This is a genomic window from Cryptosporangium arvum DSM 44712 (assembly GCF_000585375.1).
In the GTDB taxonomy this organism is placed as follows: domain Bacteria; phylum Actinomycetota; class Actinomycetes; order Mycobacteriales; family Cryptosporangiaceae; genus Cryptosporangium; species Cryptosporangium arvum.
Genome location: NZ_KK073874.1, coordinates 3,544,522 through 3,567,433, shown reverse-complemented (window position 1 = coordinate 3,567,433; position 22,912 = coordinate 3,544,522). Strand labels below are relative to the sequence as shown.

Annotated in this window: 1 protein-coding gene (cut by a window edge); it reads right to left on the bottom strand. The window is 75.1% G+C overall.

The annotated features are described in order from the left end of the window. Window positions 1-22,912, bottom strand: partial view of a type I polyketide synthase gene (locus CRYAR_RS50180; RefSeq protein WP_035851737.1) — the 5' portion only. Its footprint begins 20,615 nt before the window's first position; only the first 22,912 of its 43,527 coding nucleotides appear in the window; the start codon lies at window positions 22,910-22,912; its stop codon lies off the left edge, out of view.

Sequence of the window (22,912 nt, the reverse complement as noted above, 5' to 3'; positions counted from 1 at the left end):
AGTCCAAGGCATCCGCCACCGACCAACCCAGCGCCGTCGAACACTCCGCCAGCCGCGCCGCGAACACCTCCGAGGAAGCCAGCAACTCCCGGCCCATGCCGGCCCACGCCGCATCCTGGCCACCGAACACGAACACCGGGCGCTGGTCCTCGACCGTGACGGCGCCGGTGACGACGCCGGGAGCCGGTGCCGACGCGGCGACCGCGTCCAGACCGTCGACGGAGAACACGACCGCGCGGTGGCTCAACCGGGCCCGCGACGACACGAGCGACCACCCGACGTCGCTGGCCGAGGCCGCGGATCCGCGCACGAACGACGCCAGCCGACCGGCCTGACCAGCGAGAGCCTCCGCCGACCGAGCGGACACCACCCACGGCACGACGTCCAACGGCGTCCCCGCCGGAGAGTCCGGAACAGACGAGGGCTGCTCGAGGATCACGTGGGCGTTGGTGCCGCTGATCCCGAACGCCGACACGGCGGCGCGCCGGGGCCGGTCCACCGAGGGCCACTCGGTGGGCTCGGTGAGCAGGCGGATCGCACCGGCGTCCCAGTCGACGTGCGACGACGGCGTGCCGAGGTGCAGGGTGCGCGGCAGCACGCCGGCCCGGATGGCGTGCATCATCTTCAGGATTCCGGCGATCCCGGCGGCGGCCTGGGTGTGGCCGATGTTCGACTTGATCGAGCCGAGCAGCAGCGGCCGGTCGGCGGGGCGGTCCTGCCCGTACGTGGCGAGCAGCGCGTGGGCTTCGATCGGGTCACCGAGCGCGGTGCCGGTGCCGTGCGCCTCGACGGCGTCCACGTCGGACGACGTCAGACCGGCGCCGGCGAGCGCCTGCCGGATCACCCGCTGCTGGGCCGGGCCACTGGGTGCGGTGAGCCCGTTGGACGCGCCGTCCTGGTTGACGGCCGTGCCGCGCACCACCGCGAGCACCTCGTGGCCGAGGCGGCGGGCGTCGGAGAGCCGTTCGACGACCATCATGCCGGCGCCCTCGGACATGCCGATGCCGTCGGCGTCGTCGGAGAACGCCTTGGAGCGGCCGTCGCGGGCCAGGACGCGCTGCCGGGAGCCGCCGACGAACGCGTCCGGCGTGGACATGATCGTGGCCCCGCCGACGAGCGCGACGTCGCACTCACCCTGCCGCAGCGACTGCGCGGCCAGGTGCAGCGCGACCAGTGCCGACGAGCACGCGGTGTCGACGGTGATCGCCGGCCCTTCCAGGCCGAACGTGTAGGCGAGCCGGCCGGAGATGACGCTCGCCGTGATGCCGGTCCCGGCGTGGCCCTCGACGTCCTCGTCGGTGCGCTGCAGGACGGTGGCGTAGTCCTGGCCGTTCGTGCCGACGAACACGCCGGTCCGGGAGCCGCGCAGCCGCGCCGGGTCGATGCCCGCGCGCTCGATGGCTTCCCAGGTGGTCTCCAGCAGGAGCCGCTGCTGCGGGTCCATCGCCATCGCTTCGCGGGGCGAGATGCCGAAGAACTGGGGGTCGAACGCGGTGGCGTCGCTGACGAAGCCGCCTTCGACCGTGTACGTGTGGCCGGGCCGGTCGGGGTCCGGGTCGTAGAGCGCGCGGGCGTCCCAGCCACGGTCGGTGGGGAACGGTGCGATCGCGTCGCGGCCCTCGTCGACCAGCCGCCACAGGTCCTCGGGAGTGCTCACGTCGCCGGGGAAACGGCAGGCGGTCCCGACGATGACAACCGGGTCGTCGGCGAGCCCGGTGAGGGCGGGCACAGCCGGGGTCAGACGTTCCGCCGGGGTGCCGCCGTAGAGCTCGTCGAGCAGGTGACGGGAGAGCGCGGCCGGGGTCGGGTGGTCGAAGACGAGCGTGGCGGGCAGCCGCAGATCGGTGCCGTGCATCAGCCGGTTGCGCAGGTCGACGGCGGTGACGGAGTCGGTGCCGAGATCGCGGAACGGGGTCTCGGCAGAGATCTGGGCGCCCGACGCGTAGCCGAGGACCGCCGCCGTGTGCTCCCGGACGAGCTCCAGGACGGTGCGGAGCCGGTTCCGCGGGTCGATCGACGCCAGCCGCCGCTCGAGGGCGCCGAACTGCTCGGCGTCCGCGGCGACCGGCGACTGGTGCGGCCGGGCCTCGGGCAGCGCGGCGAGGAACGGCGCGGGCCGGAGCGCGGTGTAGGCGACGCCGAACCGGTCCCAGCGGATGTCGGCGACGACCGCCGAGGAGCGTCCGGAGCCGAGGACCGCGGCGAGGGCCTCGGTCGCGAGCCGTGGGTCCATCATCGCGAACCCGTGGCGGCGGGCCACCTCGCCGCGCGGCGAGACGTCGACGGCGCCGCCGGCCCAGGGACCGAAGCTGACCGACACACCGGTGAGCCCGGCGTCCCGGCGGTGCTGGACGAGCGCGTCGAGGAAACTGTCGCCGGGCGCGTGCAGGCCCTGGCCGGGGATGCCGAACACGGCGCCGATCGACGAGCAGACGACGAACGCGTCGAGCGGGTGGCCCAGGGTGAGCTCGTGCAGGTTCCAGGCCCCCGCAACCTTGGGGCGCAGCGCGGCGGCGAGACGCTCGGCGTCGACCTGCTCGAGCGGCGGTTCCTGGTCGATGTCGTCGGCGGCGGCGTGCACCACGCCGTGCAGCGTGAGCCCGTCGAGCACCGCGGCGAGGGCGTCCCGGTCGGCGAGGTCGCAGGCGACGACGTCGATCCGTGCTCCGAGGCGACGCAGGTCCTCGATCCGGTCGGTGGCGGCCGGGCCGGTGGTGCCGGTGCGGCCGACCAGCACGAGGTGTTCGGCGCCGCGGCCGACGAGCCAGCGGGTCAGGTGCAGCCCCAGCTCGCCGGTACCACCGGCGAGGAGCCAGGTGCCGGACGTCCGCCAGGCGGTGCCGGTCTCGGCGGGCGAGAGCGGTGCGCGGTGCAGGCGTCGTCCGTAGACGCCGGAGTCGCGGACGGCGAACTGGTCCTCGGCCCCGGCCGCGAGCATGCCGACGAACCGGTCGACGGCCGACGGGTCGAGGTGCTCGGGCAGGTCGGCGAGCCCGCCCCAGCGGGCCGTTTCCTCGCGGGCGAGGACGCCGCCGAGGCCCCAGACCGTGGCCTGGTGCGGGTCGGCGAGGGACCGGCCGGACGGGGCGGCCACCGCGCCGCGGGTCACTGCCCAGACCGGGGCGTCGACGGCCCGGACAAGTGCCGCGATGTCGGCCGCGAGCAGCGACAGCACCCCCGTGTACTCCCCCGGCTCGGGGGTCGACGTGACGGTGATCGCCTCGACCCGGGAGTGCAACGCGGTGATCAGCGTCGTGACCCAGTCGGGCGCGTCGGCCGGTACGACGACGAGCCAGTGCCCGGGAAGCCACGCGGTGGCGGGTTCGGGCAGGCGGTTCCAGCCGGCCCGGTAGTGCCAGGACGTGGTGGTGTCGCGGTCGTGGAAGCGGCGGCGCCAGCCGGTCAGCGCCGGCAGCGCGGGAAGGAGCGCGGCGACGTCGTCGGCGCCGAGGCCGATGCCGTCGAGGTCGCGGCGTTCGACCGCGTCCCAGAAGCGGGCGTCGTCGTCGTTGGTCTCGGGCCGGACGGTTCGCGGTGAGAGCCAGAAGCGTTGGCGTTGGAAGGCGTAGGTGGGGAGATCGATCCGGCGGGGGTTCGCCGGGGCGAACAGCGACGGCCAGTCGACGTCGACACCGGCGACGAACGCCTCCCCGAACGACGTGAACAGCCTGTGCAGCCCACCGTCGTCCCGGCGCAACGAGCCCACCACCACGACCGGTTCATCACCGGCGATGTCGTTGAGCCCCACGCCCAGAACCGGGTGCGGAGACACCTCCACGAACACCCGATAGCCATCGGCCAGGAGTCCCTGTACGGCGGTCTCGAACTCCACCGGCTGACGCAGGTTGCGGTACCAGTACTCCGCGTCCATCGCCGATCCCTCGACCCAGGCGCCCTCCACCGTGGAGAACATGGCTACGTCGGAGTCCGCCGGTGACACGCCTTCGAGGGCCTCCAGCAGCGCGGGGCGCAGCCCCTCCACCTGCGCTGAATGCGCGGCGAAATCCACCCCGGGCAGGGCCCACCGCATCACACCCGCGGCCGCCAGACGCCGCTCCAACGCGCCTATCGCCTCCGGCGCACCACTCACGGTCACCGACCGGGGGCCGTTGACCGCCGCAATCGACACGTCCAGGTCGGCGGTCAGCTCGCGCACCCGCTCGGCGGACTCCAGCACCGAGAGCATCGCCCCGTGGCCGGCCAGTTCCGAGGCGATCAGCCCCGCCCGAGCCGACACGATCCGGGCCCCGTCCGCCAGCGAGAGGATCCCCGCGACACACGCGGCAGCGACCTCACCCTGCGAATGACCGACCACCGCCGCCGGGCGAACACCGACCGACTCCCATACCGCCGCGATGGACACCATCACCGCCCACAGAACCGGCTGCACCATCCCCGATTCCAAGGCATCCGCCACCGACCAACCCAAGGCCTCTGAACACTCCGCCAGCCGGGCCGCGAACACCTCCGAGGAAGCCAGCAACTCCCGGCCCATGCCGGCCCACGCCGCATCCTGGCCACCGAACACGAACACCGGACGGGTGGCGTCGGGCAGCACACTACCGGTCACCACGCCCGGGGCCGCGACACCCGCCGCGAGCGCGTCCACACCGGCCAGACCGGTCAGCACCACCGCGCGGTGCGCCAGCCGCGCCCGCGACGACACCAGCGACCACCCCACGTCGAGGGCCGACGCCGCCGACCCGCGGACGAACCCCGCCAGCCGACCCGCCTGACCGGCAAGAGCCTCCGCCGACCGCCCGGACACCACCCACGGCACCGCGTCAAACGACGCCCCCGCCGACGCCAAGGCGGACCCAGCCGACGGCTGCTCCAGGATCGCGTGCGCGCCACGATCCGCGGCGGCCGGAGGCTGTCCCAGGACTGCGTGCGCGCCACGGTCCGGCGCCGCCGGGGGCTGCTCCAGGATCACGTGGGCGTTCGTGCCGCTGATCCCGAACGCCGACACCCCGGCCCTACGCGGGCGGTCCACCACAGGCCACTCCGTCGGCTCGGTGAGCAGTTCCACCGCGCCGGCCGCCCAGTCGACGTGCGTGGACGGGCGATCCACGTGCAGCGTCCTCGGCAGAACGCCGTGGCGCATCGCCTGCACCATCTTGATGACACCGGCGACCCCCGCCGCGGCCTGCGCGTGCCCGATGTTCGACTTGATCGAGCCCAGGTAGAGCGGCCGGTCCTCGAACCGCTCCTGCCCGTACGTCGCGAGCAGCGCCTGCGCCTCGATCGGGTCACCGAGCGTCGTGCCCGTACCGTGCGCCTCGACCACGTCCACCTCGGACGGCACCAGACCACCGGCTGCCAGCGCCTGCCGGATCACCCGCTGCTGCGCCGGACCGTTCGGCGCGGTCAAACCATTCGACGCACCGTCCTGATTGACCGCCGACCCCCGCACCACCGCCAACACCTCGTGCCCGAGGCGACGCGCGTCGGAGAGCCGCTCGAGTACCAGCAGGCCGACGCCCTCGGCGAACCCGGCCCCGTCGGCGCCGTCGGCGAACGACTTCGAACGGCCGTCCGCGGCCCATCCGCCCTGCCGGTCGAGCGACGTGAACACGTCCGGCGTCGTCATGACCGTGACGCCACCGGCGAGCGCGAGCGTGCAGTCCCCGGCCCGGAGGGCCTGGGCGGCGAGGTGCAGCGCGACGAGCGACGAGGAGCACGCGGTGTCGACGGTGACCGCCGGGCCCTCGAGGCCGAGCGTGTACGCGATGCGGCCGGAGGCGACGCTGCCGGTGGTGCCGTTGCCGAGGAAGTCCTCCGCGCCCTCGGGGAACTCACCCTCGGCGTGGGCGTAGTCGTGGTACATCAGGCCGGCGAATACGCCGGTGGAACTGCCGCGCAGCCCGGTCGGGTCGATGCCGGCCTGCTCGAACGCCTCCCAGGCCGTCTCCAGCAGCAGTCGCTGCTGGGGATCCATCGCGACGGCCTCGCGCGGGGAGATGCCGAAGAACGCGTGGTCGAAGTCGGCGGCGTCGTAGACGAAACCACCGGACGCGCCGGTCAGTCCGGCGTCCCAGCCGCGGTCGTCGGGGAACTCGGAGATCGCGTCGCGACCGTCGAGCACGAGCTGCCACAGCTGCTGCGGGTTCGTGACGCCGCCGGGGTACCGGCAGGCCATGCCGACGATGACCACCGGGTCCGTGGCGTCCGCGGACGGGCGCGGACGGGTGGTCACCGCGGCGGTGTCCGTGCCGAGCACCTGCCCGACCAGCATCTCGGCGAGGACGGCTGGCGTCGGGTGGTCGAACACCATCGTGGCGGGTAACCGCAGCCCGGTGTCGGCGTGCAGGCGGTTGCGCAGTTCAACAGCGGTGAGCGAGTCGAACCCGAGATCGCTGAACGCGCGGTCGCGGTGCACTTGGGCAGCGGAGTCGTAGCCGAGGATCGCGGCGACGTGCTCACCGACCAGCGTGGTGACGGCTGTGATCCGGTCCGCCTCGGGCAGGCGCCGCAGCCGGTCGGCGAGGCCCCCGCCGCCGGTGCCGTCGACAGCGGTGCGGCGGGCCGGTGCCGGGACGAGCCCACGCAGGAAAGCCGGCACCCGGCCACGGCTCCGCAGCGCCACCCGGTCGATCGGCAGCGCGGCCACGACCGGTTCGTCGTGCGCGAACACTGCGTCGAACCAGGCCAGTCCTTGTTCTTCGGAGAGCGCCGGGAAGCCTTCGGCGGCCATCCGCTCGAAGCCGCCGTCGGCCATCGCGGTCGTCAGGCCGCTGCCGCGCGCCCACGGGCCCCAGGCCAGCGACACCGCGGGCAGGCCGAGCCGCCGCCGGTGCACGGCGAGCGCGTCGACCGCGGTGTTGGCGGCCGCGTAGTTCGCCTGCCCGGCGCCGCCGAGGAAACCGGCGAACGCGGAGAACAGCACGAACCGGGTGAGCGTCGGCACGGTCGCGGTCAGCTCGTGCAGGATCCACGCCGGGTCGAACTTGGCGCGCAGGACGCTCGCGAGCCGGTCCGACGTCAGCGACTCGACGGCGCCGTCGTCGAGGTGGGCGGCCGAGTGCACGACCGCGGTCAGCGGGTGCTCCGGTGCGATCCCGGCCAGCAGACGCTGCACGGCGGCGCGGTCGGCCGTGTCACAGGCGACAACGCTGACCCGGGCGCCGAGCGCCTCGATCCGTTCAACCACGAGGCCGACGCCGGGCGCGTCCGGTCCGCGGCGGCTGGCGAGCAGCAGGTGCCGGACGCCGTGCTCGTGGGCCAGGTGGGTCGCGATCAGCGCGCCCAGCCCGGACGTGCCGCCGGTGACGAGCACGGTGCCGTCGGTGTCCCACGGCTCCGCGGTACCGCCCGTCGTCACGGGCACCAGCCGCGCGCGGTGCAGCGTCCCGTCGCGGAGCACGAGTTGCGGCTCGGCCGCGGCGAGCACGTCACCGGCGGTCGCGTCGGTGAAATCGTCGTCGGAGTCCAGCAGGACGAACCGGTCCGGGTGTTCGGTCTGCGCGGTCCGGACCATGCCCCACACCGCGGCGGCAGCGAGGTCCCGGCCGTCGGTCGCGCCGCGGGTGAGGATCACCAGTGGGACGTCGATCGGCTGGGCCAGCCAGCGCTGCACCCGGTCCAGCAGCCAGGCCGTCGTCTCGTGGACGCCGTCGCCGGCCGGCACGCGCAGCACGACGACACCCGGAGGGTCGGCGGGGTCGAGGCCGTCGAGGTCAATCCAGGAGTGGGGGGCGGCCGCGGTGGCGGGCAGCGCGGTCCAGCCGAGCCGCCACAGACCGTCGGCAGCCGGACGCAGACCGTCGGCCGGGATCTCGCGCAGCGCGAGCGAACCGATCGACACGACGAGGCCGCCCTCGCTGTCGACGGCACGCAGCGACAGGGTGTCCGGCCCGGTCGGAGTGAGCGTGACGCGGAGCGCCCCGGCGCCGGCGGCGTGCAGCGCGGTGTCCTGCCAGCTGAACGGCAGCCGGTCGGGGGTGGGCGCGACCACGCCGGCCGCGTGGAGGGCGGCGTCGAGCAGCGCGGGGTGCAGGCCGAACGGCGCGGCCTCGGCGCGGTCGGGCAGCGCGACCTCGGCGTAGAGGTGCTCGGCGTCGCGCCAGAGGCCGCGCAGCCCCCGGAACGTGGGGCCGTAATGCAGCCCGGCGGCGGCGAACCGCTGGTAGGCGCCGTCGACGGCGATCGGCTCGGCGCCGGGCGGCGGCCACTCCGACGTGTCCGCCGCGGTGTCCGGCGAGGTGCCGGGTGACAGCGCGCCAGTGGCGTTGCGGGTCCAGGTGGTGCCCCCGGTATAGATCTCGACGGTGCGGCGCCCGCCCTGCTCGCCGCCGACCCAGACCTGCACGGTGACGGCGTCGTCGGCGGGCAGCAGCACCGGAGCCTCGAGCGTCAGTTCCTCGACCAGGCCGCAGCCCACGGCGTCACCCGCGCGGACCGCGATCTCGAGCAGAGCGGTGCCGGGGACGACGACGGCGTCACCGACGCGGTGTTCGGCCAGCCAGGCGTGGGTGGTGAGCGACCAGCGGCCGGTGAAGACGACCCCGCCGGTGCCGGGCACGGCGACCGCCGCGCCGAGCAGCGGGTGGTCGGCCGGTGCGAGCCCGAGGCCATGGGGGTCACCACTGCCTGCTGCCGGTCGCGGCCAGTAACGGCGGCGCTGGAACGCGTAGGTGGGCAGGGCGACGCGGGTGGGTTCGAGGTCGTCGAACAGCGCGGTCCAGTCGACGTGGACACCGGCGACGTACGCCTCGGCGAACGACGTCCACAGGCGGGCCGGGCCGCCGTCGTCACGACGCAACGTCCCCACGACCACCGGCACGTCGGCCAGGCCGATCCCGAGCACCGGATGCGGTGACACCTCGACGAACGTCCCGAATCCGTCGTCGCGCAGCCCGCGGACGGCCACGTCGAAGCGGACCGGCTCACGCATGTTGCGGAACCAGTACTCGGCGTCCAGCTCGGAGGCCTCGACCCAGCGGCCGTCCACCGTCGAGAACATGCCCACCGCGGACTCCGCCGGGGTCAGGCCGGTCAGCCGGGCCAGCAGCTCCTCGCGCACCACGTCCACCTGCGGGGAGTGCGACGCGTAGTCGACCTCGACCCGCCGGGCCCGCACGCCGGACGCGTTCCACGCCGCCGCCAGCTCGTCCAGCGCCGCGGCGTGGCCGGAGAGCACCACCGACGACGGGCCGTTCACCACCGCGACCGAGACGCCGTCCGGTAGCCCCATGTCGGTCAATGCAGCGTCCGGCGGCAGCGCCACCGACAGCATGGCGCCCCGGCCGGCCAGGTGCTCGGCCACGAGCGCGGCGCGGACGGAGACGATCCGGGCCCCGTCGCGCAGCGACAGCAGCCCCGCCACGCACGCGGCGGCGACCTCACCCTGCGAGTGACCGACCACTGCGGCCGGACGGACGCCGACGGTCTCCCAGACCGCGGCGAGCGACACCATCACGGCCCACAGCACCGGCTGCACGACCTCGACCCGGCGCAGCGCGTCGGCATCATCGAGCACGTCGGCCACCGACCAGCCGAGCGCGTCCGAGCACTCCGCCAAACGGGACGCGAACACCGGCGACGCGGCGAGCAGCTCACGGCCCATTCCGGCCCACTGTGACCCCTGGCCGGGGAACACCATCACGACCCGCCCGGCGTCACCGGCCAGGCCACGCACGATGCCGGGACGGCCGGCGGCCAGGTCCGCCAGGCCGTCCAGGAGACCGGCCCGGTCGGGGGCGATCACCACGGCGCGGTGCGGCATCGCGGCCCGCGTCGTCGCCAGCGACCAGCCGACGTCCATGGTGGACAGGTTCTCGTCGAGCGCCGCCGACAGGCGCGCGGCCTGGCCGGCCAGCCCTTCCGCGGACCGGGCGGAGAGCACCCACGGCACGACCGCGTCCGCCGGACGCCCCTCGTCCGACTCCGGCGGGCCCTGCTCGAGGATCACGTGCGCGTTCGTGCCACTGATGCCGAACGACGACACGCCAGCACGCCACGGCCGGTCCACCGACGGCCAGTCGGTGGCCGACGTCAGCAGGCGTACGGCGCCGGAGTCCCAGTCCACGTGCGACGACGGGCTGTCGACGTGCAGCGTCCGCGGGAGCACACCGTGCCGCATCGCGAGCACCATCTTGATCACCCCGGCGACCCCGGCCGCGGCCTGGGTGTGGCCGAGGTTCGACTTCACCGAGCCGAGCAGCAGCGGCTCCGGGCGGTCCTGTCCGTAGGTGGCGAGCAGCGCCTGCGCTTCGATCGGGTCACCGAGCGTCGTGCCGGTGCCGTGCGCCTCGACGGCGTCCACGTCGGCCGCGCCGAGCCCGGCGGCGGCCAGTGCCTGGCGGATGACCCGCTGCTGCGAGGGCCCGTTCGGGGCCGTGAGCCCGTTCGAAGCGCCGTCCTGGTTGACGGCCGAGCCGCGGAGGACCGCGAGCACCGGATGGCCGTTGCGGCGGGCGTCGGACAGCCGTTCCAGCACGACCACGCCGATGCCCTCGGACCAGCCGGTGCCGTCGGCGCCCTCGGCGAACGCTTTGCAGCGCCCGTCCGGGGCGAGGCCACCCTGCCTGCTGAAACCGGTGAAGCTGCCCGGTGTCGCCATCACGGTGACGCCACCGGTGACGGCGAGATCGCACTCGCCGCCCCGGAGGGCCTGCGCGGCCCAGTGCATCGCGACCAGCGACGAGGAGCAGGCGGTGTCGACGCTCACCGACGGGCCTTCGAGGCCTAGCGTGTACGAGACGCGGCCGGAGATGACGCTCGCGGCGAGCCCGGTGACGGCGTGTCCTTCGAGGTCTTCGGCGGCCTGGCGGACGAGCGAGCCGTAGTCCTGGCCGTTCGTGCCGATGAACACGCCGGTGGGGCTTCCGCGCAGGCCGGTGGGGTCGATCCCGGCGTCTTCCAGCGCTTCCCAGGACGTCTCCAGCAGCAGCCGCTGCTGCGGGTCCATCGCCAGGGCCTCGCGGGGCGAGATGCCGAAGAACCCGGCGTCGAACTCGCCCGCTCCGGCGAGGAAACCGCCGTGCCCGGTCGTGCTGGCGGTCCGCAGCGCCGTGAGGTCCCACTCCCGGTCGGCCGGGAACGGGGTGATCGCGTCGCCGTCATCCACGAGCAACTGCCAGAGCTGCTCCGGGCTCTCGACGCCGCCCGGGTACCGGCAGGCCATGCCGACGATCGCGACCGGCTCGTCGACGACCGGCGCGGGGCGCACCGGGGCCGGTCCGGGCGCCGGAGCGGTGACCAACTCGTCGAGCAGACGCCCGGCGAGGATCACCGGGCTCGGGTGGTCGAAGACGAGGGTCGTGGACAGCCGCAGCCCGGTCACCTCGACCAGGCGGTTGCGCAGCTCGACGGCGGTCAGCGAGTCGAAGCCGAGGTCACGGAACGCGGCGGTGACGTCGACGCGACCGGGGTCCGGGTGCCCGAGCACGGTGGCGGCCTCGGTACGCACGAGGTCGGTCAGCACGTCGAGGTGCCGGGCCGGGTCGAGCGTGGACAACCGGTCGGCGAGCCCGGACACGGCCGGGCTGAGAGCGGCGAGTATCTCGGCGGCCTCCGGCAGCTCCCGCAGCAGCGGAGACGGACGCACGCCGAGCATCGCGGCGAGCAGCGGGCGGCGACGCAGGTCGGCGACGACCGCGTAGGGCCCGGCGGTGGCGGAGAGCCCGAACGCGGTCAGCGCGAGCCGCGGGTCCATCGCGGTGGCGCCGGCGCGGTCCAGCCCGTCGCGGCCCCGGGACTGCTCGGCCATGCCGGCACCGGCCCACTCACCCCAGGCGATCGCGGTGGCGGCCCGGCCGGCGGCGTGCCGGCGCTGGGCCAGCGCGTCGAGGACCGCGTTGGCGGCGGCGTAGGTGGACAGGCCGGGGTTGCCGATCGCTGCCGACGCGGACGAGAACAGCACGAACGCGGTCAGGTCGAGGTCGGCGGTGAGCGCGTCGAGCACCAGCGCCGATTCGGCCTTCGCGCGGAACACCGCGGGGAAGCGGTCCGGGGTGACGTCGGTGAGGTCGGCCTCGTCGAGGACACCGGCGGCGTGGACGACCGCGGTGAGCGGGGTCTCCGCCGGGATCGCGGCGAGCACCGCCGCGACCGCAGCCGGGTCGGCCGCGTCGGCGGCGGCCACCGTGACGCGGGTGCCGAGCGCCTCGATCCGGGCCGTGAGCTCGGCTGCGCCGGGAGCGGCTGAGCCACGGCGGGAGAGCAGCACGACGTGGTCGGCGCCGTGTTCGGCGAGCCACTCGGCGACCTGGCCGCCGAGCCCACCGGTGCCGCCGGTGACCAGCACCGTTCCGGTCGGGGTCCAGGGTCGCGGGTCGGAGCGGTCGGGGGTCAGGCGGCGCGCGTGCGTGCCGCCCGGGCGGAGCGCCAGCTCGTCCTCGGCGACGGTCCCGGCGAGGATCGCCGAGAGCCGACGGGCCGTGGCCGCGTCCAGATCGTCCGGGAGATCGACCAGACCGGCCCAGGCGTCCGGGCGTTCGAGCGCGATCGACCGGCCGAGGCCCCAGACCGCGGCCTGGGACACTTCGGTGACCGGGTCGGTGCCGGTCGCCGCGACGGATCCGCGGGTGAGCGCCCACACCGGAGCGCTGATCCCGGCGTCGCCGAGCGCCTGCACGAGAATTGTGGTCGCGGCCGCGCCCTCGAACAGCCCGTCGGTCAGGGCCAGCAGTGAGACCACGCCCGTGATGCCGGGGGCCCAGTCGGCGAGCCGGGCGGCCCAGGCAGCCCGGTCCGGCTCACCGGCGTCCCAGCGGACCGCGCCGGGGCCGGCCGCGGCCACGACGGACTCCGTCCACGGGTCGGCGGCGACCCCGGGCGGCACCACCACGAGCAGCATCCCGGCGGGCACCGCCGCCGGGGCGTCCGGGAGCGGCCGCCACACCTCGCGCAGCCGCCAGCCGTCGATCGTCGACCGGTCCCGCCGGTCGTGGCGCCAGGATTCCAGCGCGGCCGAGACCGACGCCGGCTCAACGCCCAGCCGCTCGGCCAGGTCCGCGGCGTCGACGGACTCCCCATCACCGCCGACGGGCCGCGGCGCGGGCTCCGGCCAGTGCCGTTCGCGCTGGAATGCGTAGGTGGGCAGGTCGACGCGCTCGGGCCGGGCGCCGGCGAGCGCCGGGGTCCAGTCGACGTCGGCGCCGCGCACGTCCAGCCCGGCCAGCCCCAGGTACAGGCCGAGCTCCTCACCGCGGTCCTTGCGCAGCGTCGCGACCGGCGCGGGAACGTCCGCGCCGTCGCCGAGACACTCCACCGCGAGCGCGGTCAGCACACCGTCGGGGCCGATCTCCAGGATCGCGCCGACACCGGCGTCGCGCATGGTGGTGACCACGTCCGCGAAGCGGACCGGCTCCCGCACCTGCGCCGCCCAGTAACCGGGCTCCGGCTCGCCCGGCACGTACGTACCGGTGACACCCGACACCAGCGGGATCCGCGGTGCCCGCACGGGCAGGTCCGCGACCGCGGCGGTGAACGGCTCGAGCATCGGATCCATCAGCGGCGAGTGGAACGCGTGCGACACGGTCAGCCACGTGCTCTTGCACTCCAACTGCGCGACCAGCCGCTCGACGGCGTCCCGCTCACCGGAGAGCACCACCGAATCCGGCGTGTTCACCGCGGCGATCGACACCCCGGCGGTCAGCAGCGGCGCCACCACCTCGGCGCGCACCCGGACCGCTACCATCGCGCCGCCGACGGGGAGCGCCTGCATCAGGTCCGCGCGGGCCGTCACCAGCGCACACGCGTCGGCCAGCGACAGCACCCCGGCGGCGTGGGCGGCCGCGATCTCACCGATCGAGTGCCCGCCCACCACGGCGGCGCGCACCCCGAACGACTCGACCAGCCGCCACAGCGCCACCTCGACCGCGAACAACGCGGGCTGGGCGAAGCCGGTTCGTGCCAGCAGCGCCGGGTCGTCGCCCCACATCACGGCCCGGACTTCGCCGGAGAACCCCGCCAGCACTCCGTCCAAGGCCTCGGCGAACACCGGGAAACGCTCGTACAACTCCCGGCCCATCCCGAGCCGCTGCGACCCCTGGCCGGTGAACACCACACCGACGTCGAGACCGGGCCGGGCGACGCCGCGGACCTGCGCGTCGCCCACCAGGACGGCGCGGTGGGCGAACCGGGCCCGGTCGGCGAGCGAGAACGCGACGTCGGCCGGGCGCGTGCCGGGACGCCGGGCGATCCAGTCACGCAGCCGGACCATCTGCGCGTCGAGCGCTTCCGGTGAACGCGCCGAAACAACGAACGGCACTACCACCGGCCCGACGACGTCGGACCCACCGGCCGCCGTCGGCGGCTGTTCGAGGATGACGTGGGCGTTCGTGCCGCTGATGCCGAACGCGGAGACCGCTGCCCGGCGCGGGCGGCCGGTCTCCGGCCACGGGGTGGTGCCGGTCACCAGCTCGACCGCGCCGGAACTCCAGTCCACCTGGGACGTGCGGCGGTCGGCGTGCAGCGTCGGCGGGACGAGGCCGTGCCGCAGTGCCTGGACCGCCTTGATCACCCCGGCCACACCGGCGGCGGCCTGGCTGTGGCCGAGGTTGGACTTGATCGAGCCGAGCAGCAGCGGCCGGTCGGCGGGCCGGTCCTGGCCGTACGTCGCGAGCAGCGCCTGCGCTTCGATCGGGTCGCCGAGCGCGGTGCCGGTGCCGTGGCCCTCCACGACGTCGACGTCGGCGGCGGACAGCCCGGCGGCGGCGAGGGCCTGCCGGATGAGGCGCTGCTGGGACGGTCCACTCGGTGCGGTGAGGCCGTTCGAGGCGCCGTCCTGGTTGACGGCGGAGCCGCGGACCACGGCGAGCACCCGGTGCCCGGCGCGCCGGGCGTCGGAGAGGCGCTCCAGCACGAGGACGCCGACGCCTTCGGAGAACCCGGCACCGTCGGCGCCGTCGGCGAACGACTTGCAGCGGCCGTCGCCGGCGAACCCGCCCTGGCGGATGAACTCGGCGAAGACCCCGTCGGTGTTCATCACTGTCACGCCGCCGGCCAGCGCCAGCGTGCACTCGCCGTTACGCAGGGCCTGCGCGGCCAGGTGCAGCGCGACGAGCGACGACGAACACGCGGTATCGACGGTCACGGCCGGGCCTTCGAGGCCGAACACGTACGGCACCCGCCCGGACAGCACGCTCGCGGCCAGACCGGTGTCGGCGTGCCCGCCGACGGTGACGCGGGCGTCGTCGAGAACGGCGCCGTAGTCCTGGCCGTTCGTGCCGACGAACGTGCCGGTCGCGCTCCCACGCAGGCCGGTCGGGTCGATCCCGGCGTGCTCGAACGCCTCCCACGTGGTCTCCAGCAGCAGCCGCTGCTGCGGGTCCATCGCGGTGGCCTCGCGCGGTGAGATGCCGAAGAACCCGGCGTCGAAGTGCCCGACGTCGGTGAGGAAGCCACCCTGGATCGGATGGGTGGTGTCCCAGCGGCCGGTGGGCAGCGGCCCGATCGTGTCGGTGCCGTCGACCAGGAGCTGCCAGAGCTGGTCGGGGTCGTCCGCCGCGCCGGGATACCGGCAGGCCATGCCCACGATGACGACCGGGTCGTCGGCGAGCGGAGCAGCCGGGACGACGTCCGGCTGGGCCGCGGTGACGCCGAACAGCTCACCGAGCAGGAACTCCGCGAGCCGCTCCGGGGTCGGGTGGTCGAACGCAACGGTTGTCGGCAACCGCAGCCCGGTGGCGGCGGCGAGCCGGTTGCGCAGGTCGACGGCGCTGACCGAGTCGGCGCCGAGGTCGCGGAACGCCGTGCCGGCGCTCACGTCATCCACTGTGGCGTACCGGAGGACAGCCGCGGTCTGCGCGCGGACCAGGTCCTCGGCGGCGCGACGCCGGTGGGGCTCGTCGAGCCCGGTCCAGTCGCGCGCGACGCCCTCGACGGCGGGCGCGAGCGCGGCGACCTCGGGGAGCCCGGCGAGCAGCGGGCTCGGCCGCAGCGCGGTGTAGGCCACGGCGAACCGGTCCCAGCGCACGTCCGCGACGACGACCGACGGGTCGGCCGAGCCGAGCACGCCGGACAGGGCGGCGGTCGCCTGCCGGGGCGGCAGGAGCGCGAACCCGTGGCGCCGCGCGGCCTCACCCGCGGACTCGCCCATCCCGGGCCCGGCCCACGGGCCCCACGCGATCGCCTGCGCGGGCAGCCCGAGGCCACGGCGGTAGGACGCCAACGCTTCGAGGTAGACGTTGCCGGGCGCATAGTTGCCCTGGCCGGGCAGGCCGAACACCCCTCCGGTGGAGGCGAACAGCACGAACGCGTCGAGCGGCAGCCCGGCGGTGAGCTCGTGCAGGTGCCACGCCCCCCCGGCCTTGACCCGCAGCACCTGTTCCAGGCGGTCCGGGGTCAGGTCGTCGAGGAGCGCGTCGTCGAGGACCGCGGCGGCGTGGACGACCATTCGCAGCGGAGCGTCGACAGGCACCGCGGCCAGCACCCCGGCGAGCGCGGCGCGGTCCGACACGTCGGCGGCCACCACGGTGAGACGGGTTCCGGCCAATTCCTCGGCGAGCGCGTCGACGCCGGGGGCGGCGGGGCCGCGACGGCTGACGAGCAGTACGTGCGCGGCGCCCTGCGCGGCTGCCCAGCGGGCCAGCTCGCGGCCGAGGCCACCGGTGCCGCCGGTGATCAGGACCGTGCCGGGCTCTTCCGGCAGTGACCACACCGGCCGCTGCGGGTCCGGGGTGTCGTGGACGAGCCGACGGGCGTACCTGCCGGACCCGCGGATCGCGAGCTGGTCCTCGGGGCCGCCGACGGTGGAGCGCAGCGCGTCGAGGACGGTGTCGGTGAGGTGTTCGGGGAGGTCGACGAGACCGCCCCAGCGGGTGGGGTGTTCCAGCGCGGCGACCCGTCCGAGGCCCCAGACCGTCGCCTGGCCGGGGTCGGTGACCGGGTCGGCCGGGCCGGTGGTGACCGCTCCGCAGGTGACGGCCCAGAGCGGGGCGTCAACTCCGGCGCGGCCGAGCGTCTGCAGCAGCGTGAGCGTGCCGCCGAGCCCGAGCAGGGAAACGACAGCGCGGTACGGACCGGTGGTGACGCCGTCCGGGGTCACGGCGGTGCCACCGAGCGCGTCGCGGACCGTAGTGGTCCACTCCGGGGCGTCGTCGGGGACCACCACGAGGAGTTCGCCCGTGCCCACCGGCGCGGTGGGCGGTACCGCGACCCACTCCTCCCGGTAGCGCCCCGGTTCGGTGTGAGCGGCTTCGGAGACAACCGGCTCCGGCCAGAACCGCTGGCGCTGGAACGCGTAGGTGGGCAGGGCGACGCGGCGCGGGCGGGCCGGCGCGAGGACGGGTCGCCAGTCGAGGTCGACGCCGGCCACGCACGCCTCGGCGAATGACGTCAGCAACCGGTCGAGGCCGCCGTCGTCGCGGCGCGTCGAACCGACGACGGCAACCGCGGTGCCGGCCTCCTCGGCGGTGTCGTTGAGCCCGACGCCGAGGACGGGGTGCGGCGAGACCTCGACGAAGCTCCGGTGCCCGGCGTCGAGCAGGGCACGCACGGCGGACGCGAACCGGACCGGCCGGCGCAGGTTGCGGTACCAGTAGCCGGCGTCGAGCTCGGTGCCGTCGACCCAGCGCTCGTCCACGGTGGAGAACAACGGAACGGTGCCCGTAGTGGGTGCCAGCCCGGCCAGCAGGTCGAGCAGGTCGGTTTCGAGCGCCTCCACCTGCGGTGAGTGGGCGGCGAAACCCACACCGGCCAGCCGCCAGCGCATGATCCCCGCGGCCGACAGCCGTCGCTCCAGCGCGGTGACCGCGTCGGCGTCACCGCTGACCGTGACCGTGCGCGGGCCGTTCTCGGCGGCGATCGATACCCGGTCGCCCAGGTCGCCGATCAGCTCGGGTACGCGCTCCGGCGAGGTGAGCGCGGTCATCATCGCACCGTGCCCGGCCAGGCGGGCCGCGATCAGCTCGGCCCGCGCCGTCACGACGCGGGCGCCGTCGGCCAGTGAGAGCATGCCGGCCACGCACGCGGCGGCCACCTCACCCTGCGAGTGCCCGATCACGGCGACCGGCCGGACGCCGACGGACTCCCACACGGCGGCGAGCGACACCATCACGGCCCACAGCGCCGGCTGCATGACCTCGACGCGGCCCAGTGCGTCGTCGTCGGTGAGCTCGTCGGCGACCGGGCGGCCCAGCGCCTGGGCGCACTCCGCCAGGCGTGCCGCGAACACCGGCGACGCCGACAGCAGTTCCCGGCCCATGCCGATCCAGCCGGCGTCCTGGCCGCCGAACACCAGCACCGGGCCGCTCTGCTCGGCGGTTGCGGCACCGGTCACCACGCCGGCGGCGGGCGTTCCGGCGGCCAGCGCCGCCAGCCCGGCCCGCAGCGTCGCGGTGTCGTCGCCGAGAACCACGGCGCGGTAGGGCAAGCGTGCCCTGGTCGTAGCCAGTGACCAGGCGACGTCCGCCGCGGACCCGGCGTCGAGGGCCGCGAGCCGCAGTGCTTGCGCGGCCAGGGCCTTCGGCGACCGCGCGGACAGCACCCACGGCAGCACCGGCACGGCGTCGTCGTCGCCGGGCGTCGCGGCCGTCACCGCGGGTGCCTGTTCGAGGATCACGTGGGCGTTCGTGCCGCTGATGCCGAACGACGACACACCGGCCCGCCACGGGCGGTCCACCGCGGGCCAGGGCTCCGGGGCGGTGAGCAGCCGGACCGCACCGGCCGACCAGTCGACGTGCGACGACGGGGTGTCGACGTGCAGCGTCGCGGGCAGCACGCCGTGGCGCATCGCCAGGACCATCTTGATGATCCCGGCGACACCGGCCGCGGCCTGGGTGTGGCCGATGTTCGGCTTGATCGAGCCCAGCAGCAGCGGCGTGCCCCGGTCCCGGCCGTACGTGGCGAGCAGCGCCTGCGCCTCGATCGGGTCACCGAGCGCGGTACCGGTGCCGTGGCCCTCCACCGCGTCCACGTCACCCGGGGCCAGCCCGGCCCCGGCCAGCGCACGGCGGATCACCCGCTGCTGGGAGCGGCCGCTGGGCGCGGTGAGGCCGTTGGACGCGCCGTCGGAGTTGACCGCCGTGCCGCGGACCACCGCGAGGATCTCGTGGCCGTGGCGACGGGCGTCGGACTGGCGCTCGACGAGCAGCAGGCCGACGCCCTCGGCCCAGACCGTGCCGTCGGCGGCGTCGTCGTAGGACTTGCAGCGGCCGTCGGGGGCGAGCCCGCCCTGCCGGGCCAGGTCTCTGAAGACGCCGGAGTCGGCCATCACGGTCACGCCGCCGACGAGGGCGAGCGAACACTCCCCGGAGAGCAGCGCCTGCGTGGCCATGTGCAGCGCGACGAGCGACGACGAGCAGGCGGTGTCGACGGTGACGGCGGGGCCTTCGAGCCCGAGCGTGTAGGCGACGCGGCCGGAGATGACGCTGGGCGACCGGCCGGTGAGCAGGTAGCCCTCGCTGTCGTCGCCGTCGTCGGTGCCGTAGTTCTGCGCCATCGCGCCGATGAAGACGCCGGTGTCGGTGCCGCGCAGGGTGGCCGGGTCGATGCCGGCGTGTTCGAGCGTCTCCCATGCGGTCTCGAGTAGCAGCCGCTGCTGGGGATCCATCGCGAGTGCCTCGCGCGGGGAGATGCCGAAGAAGGTTGCGTCGAAGTCACCGGCGCCGGTGAGGAAGCCGCCGGGCCAGTCGTGGGGCCAGCCGCGATCGGCCGGCACCGGTCCGATGACGTCGCGGCCGTCGGTGAGCAGCTGCCACAATTTGTCCGGGTCGTCGAGGCCGCCGGGGTAGCGGCAGCCGAGCCCCACGATGACGACCGGGTCGTCGGTGTCCGCGGCCCGGGGGGTGTCGGTCACCGCCGGGGCGGCGGTGGCGGCTACCTCTGCCGGGGCGGTGAGGTGGGCGGCGAGGGCGGCCGGGCTGGGGTGGTCGTAGAGGTCTGTCGTGGACAGCGTAGTGCCGGTGGACGCGGTGACGCGGCGGCTCAGTTCGACCATCATCGAGGAGTCGAAGCCGAGCGCCTTGAACGACTTCGCGATGTCGACCCGGCCGGGGTCGTCGGTACCGAGCACCACCGCGCAGTCGGTGCGCACCAGCGCGAGCAGATCGGCCGCGGTCGGAGTGGGCGCGGCCAGGGTGGTCGCGGCCCGGTCGGGCGCGGCCGAAGCGGTCGCGGCCGGGCTGGAGGCAGCCGGAGCGGTCGCGGCCGGGTCCGGGGCGGCCGGGGTCGTCGCGGCCGGGTCCGGGGCGGGCGCGGTCGGAGTGGGACCGCTCGCGGAGGCGGGGGCTTCGTCTAGCCAGTAGCGCTCGCGGTGGAACGGGTAGGTCGGCAGGGCGGTGCGGGTGGCGCCGGGGAAGAACGGCGTCCAGTCGACGGGGAAGCCACGCACGTGCAGCTCGGCCAGCGACGCGACCACCCGGTCGAAGTCGGCCGCACCACGCCGCACGGTGCCGACGACCGCCACCGGCCGATCCAGCGCCGCGGCGGCGAGCTCGACCTGCTCGAGCAGCACCGGATTCGGCGAGACCTCGACAAACGTGTCGGCACCGTCATCGAGCGCGGCACGCACCCCGGCGTGGAACTCGACCCGGTGACGCAGGTTGCGGTACCAGTAGCCGCCGTCGAGCGTGTGGCCCTCGGCGGGCTCCCCGGTGACAGTGGAGTAGAACGTCACGCCGGTGTCACGCGGCCGCACCGGGGCGAGCGCCTCGCGCAACGGCGCCTCGATGCGTTCGGCGATCGGCGAGTGCGACGCGTAGTCGATGCCGACCCGGCCGTGCCGGATTACCGCCCCCACCTCGGCGATCAGCTCGTCCAGGGCGTCGAGCGGGCCGGTAACCACCGTCGAGCGCGGCCCGTTGACCGCACCGACGTGCAGCCGCCCATCCCAGCGGGCGATCAGCTCACGGACCTCGGCGACCGGGGCGGCGAGCGACACCATGCCACCGTCGCCGGACAGCGACCCGGCGATGAGCTTGCCGCGCAGCGCGACGATCCGCGCGCCGTCCTCGAGCGAGAGCGCGCCCGCGACGCACGCGGCGGCGAGCTCACCCTGGCTGTGCCCGATGACGGCGGACGGGGTGATGCCCAGCGAGCGCCACAGCTCGGCCAGCGAGACCATCACCGCCCACAGCACCGGCTGCAGCACGTCGGCGCGCTCCAGCAGCGGGCCGTCACCCTCGACGACGTCGAGCAGCGACCAGTCGACGTACGGCGCGAGCGCCGCGTCGCAGGCGGCCATCGCGTCGGCGAACGCGGGTGCGGTGCGCAGCAGATCGCGGCCCATACCGGCCCACTGGGAGCCCTGACCGGGGAAAACGAAGACCGGCCCGGAGCGCGGCGCCGCGGTGCCGGTGACGACGTCGGCGCTGGCGCGGCCGTCGGCGAGCGCCGCGAGGCCGGCGAGCAGCCGGTCGTGGTCGCGCCCGAGGACGACCGCGCGGTGCGGCAGACGGGCCCGGGTCGTGGCGAGCGAGAACCCGACGTCCGCCCGCCCATCGTCGTCCGGGGGCACCTGCCCACCCAGCTGGGCCGCCTGCGCCCGCAGCGCCTCCGGACCGGCCGCCGAAAGAACCCACGGCATCCGCCCGCCGCCGCCCGACGCCACGACCGGCGCCACGGCCCCGGCGACCGCGGCCTCGGAGGGCACGGCCCCGGACGGCACGGCCCCGGACGCCACAACCCCGGGCACCACGCCCTCGGGCACCACGCCCTCGGACGGCGCGGCCTCGGACGGCGCGGCCTCGGACGGCGCGGCCTCCGGGGCCGCGGAGAGCAGGACGTGGCAGTTCGTGCCGCCCATGCCGAACGACGAGACCCCGGCCCGCGGGTGCCCGGCCGGCCACTGCATCGGCTCACGCACCACCCGCAGCCGCCAGTCATCGAACCGGATCTCCGGGTTCGGCGAGGCGTAGTTGAGGCTCGGCGGGATCATCCGGTGCTCGATCGCGAGCGCGGCCTTCACCAGGCCGACGATGCCGGCCGCGCCCTCGAGGTGGCCGACGTTCGTCTTGGCCGACCCCACCCACAGCGGCTCGCCCGTGCGGCCGGCCCCGTAGGCGGCGCCGAGCGCGGCGGCCTCGACCGGGTCGCCGGCCCGGGTGCCGGTGCCGTGCAGCTCGACGTAGTGCACGCTCGCCGGGTCGACGCCGGCGGTGCGGCAGGCGGCCCGGATCACCGCTTCCTGACCGCGCGGGCTCGGCACCGTGAGCGCGTCACCGGCACCATCGTTGTTGACCGCGCTGCCGTCGATGACGCCGTACACGTGGTCACCGTCGGCGAGCGCCTTCGCCAGGGGTTTGAGGACGACCATCGCGCCGCCCTCGCCGCGCACGTAACCGTTCGCGCGCGCGTCGAACGTGAAGCAGCGCCCGTCCGGCGAGAGCGCGCCGAACCGCTCGGTCGCGACCGCGCTGTCGAGCACCAGGTTGAGCTGCACGCCGCCGACCAACGCCAGGTCGGCCTCGCCGGAGCGCAGGCTACCGCCGGCCAGGTGCACCGCGACGAGCGACGACGACTGTCCGGTGTCGACGGTGAGGCTCGGGCCGCGCAGCCCGAGGAAGTAGGAGACGCGGTTGGCCAGGATGCTGCGGTGCAGGCCGGTCACGGTGTGGTGGCCGATGCCGTCGAGACCGGCCCGGCGCCCGAGCACCGCGTAGTCGTCGGCGATGGCACCGATGAACACACCGGTGGCGCTGTCGCGCAGGGCGTCGGCCGCGATCCCGGCGTCCTCGAGCGCTTCCCAGCTGAGCTCCAGCGCGAGTCGCTGCTGCGGATCCATGGCCCTGGCCTCGCGCGGCGAGATGCCGAAGAATCCGGCGTCGAAGCCGTCGACCCGGTCGAGGTACCCGCCGGGGCGCGGCCCCTGCGCGTCGTCGGGGTACCGGCCGGGCGGCGGGTCGCTGATCGCGCTGTCCCCGCCGGCCAGCAGCCGCCACAGCGCGCCGGGGTCGGGCGCTCCGGGCAGCCGGCAGGCCAAGCCGACGATCGCGATCGCGAGGCCCTGATCCGGTGAGGGGTTCAC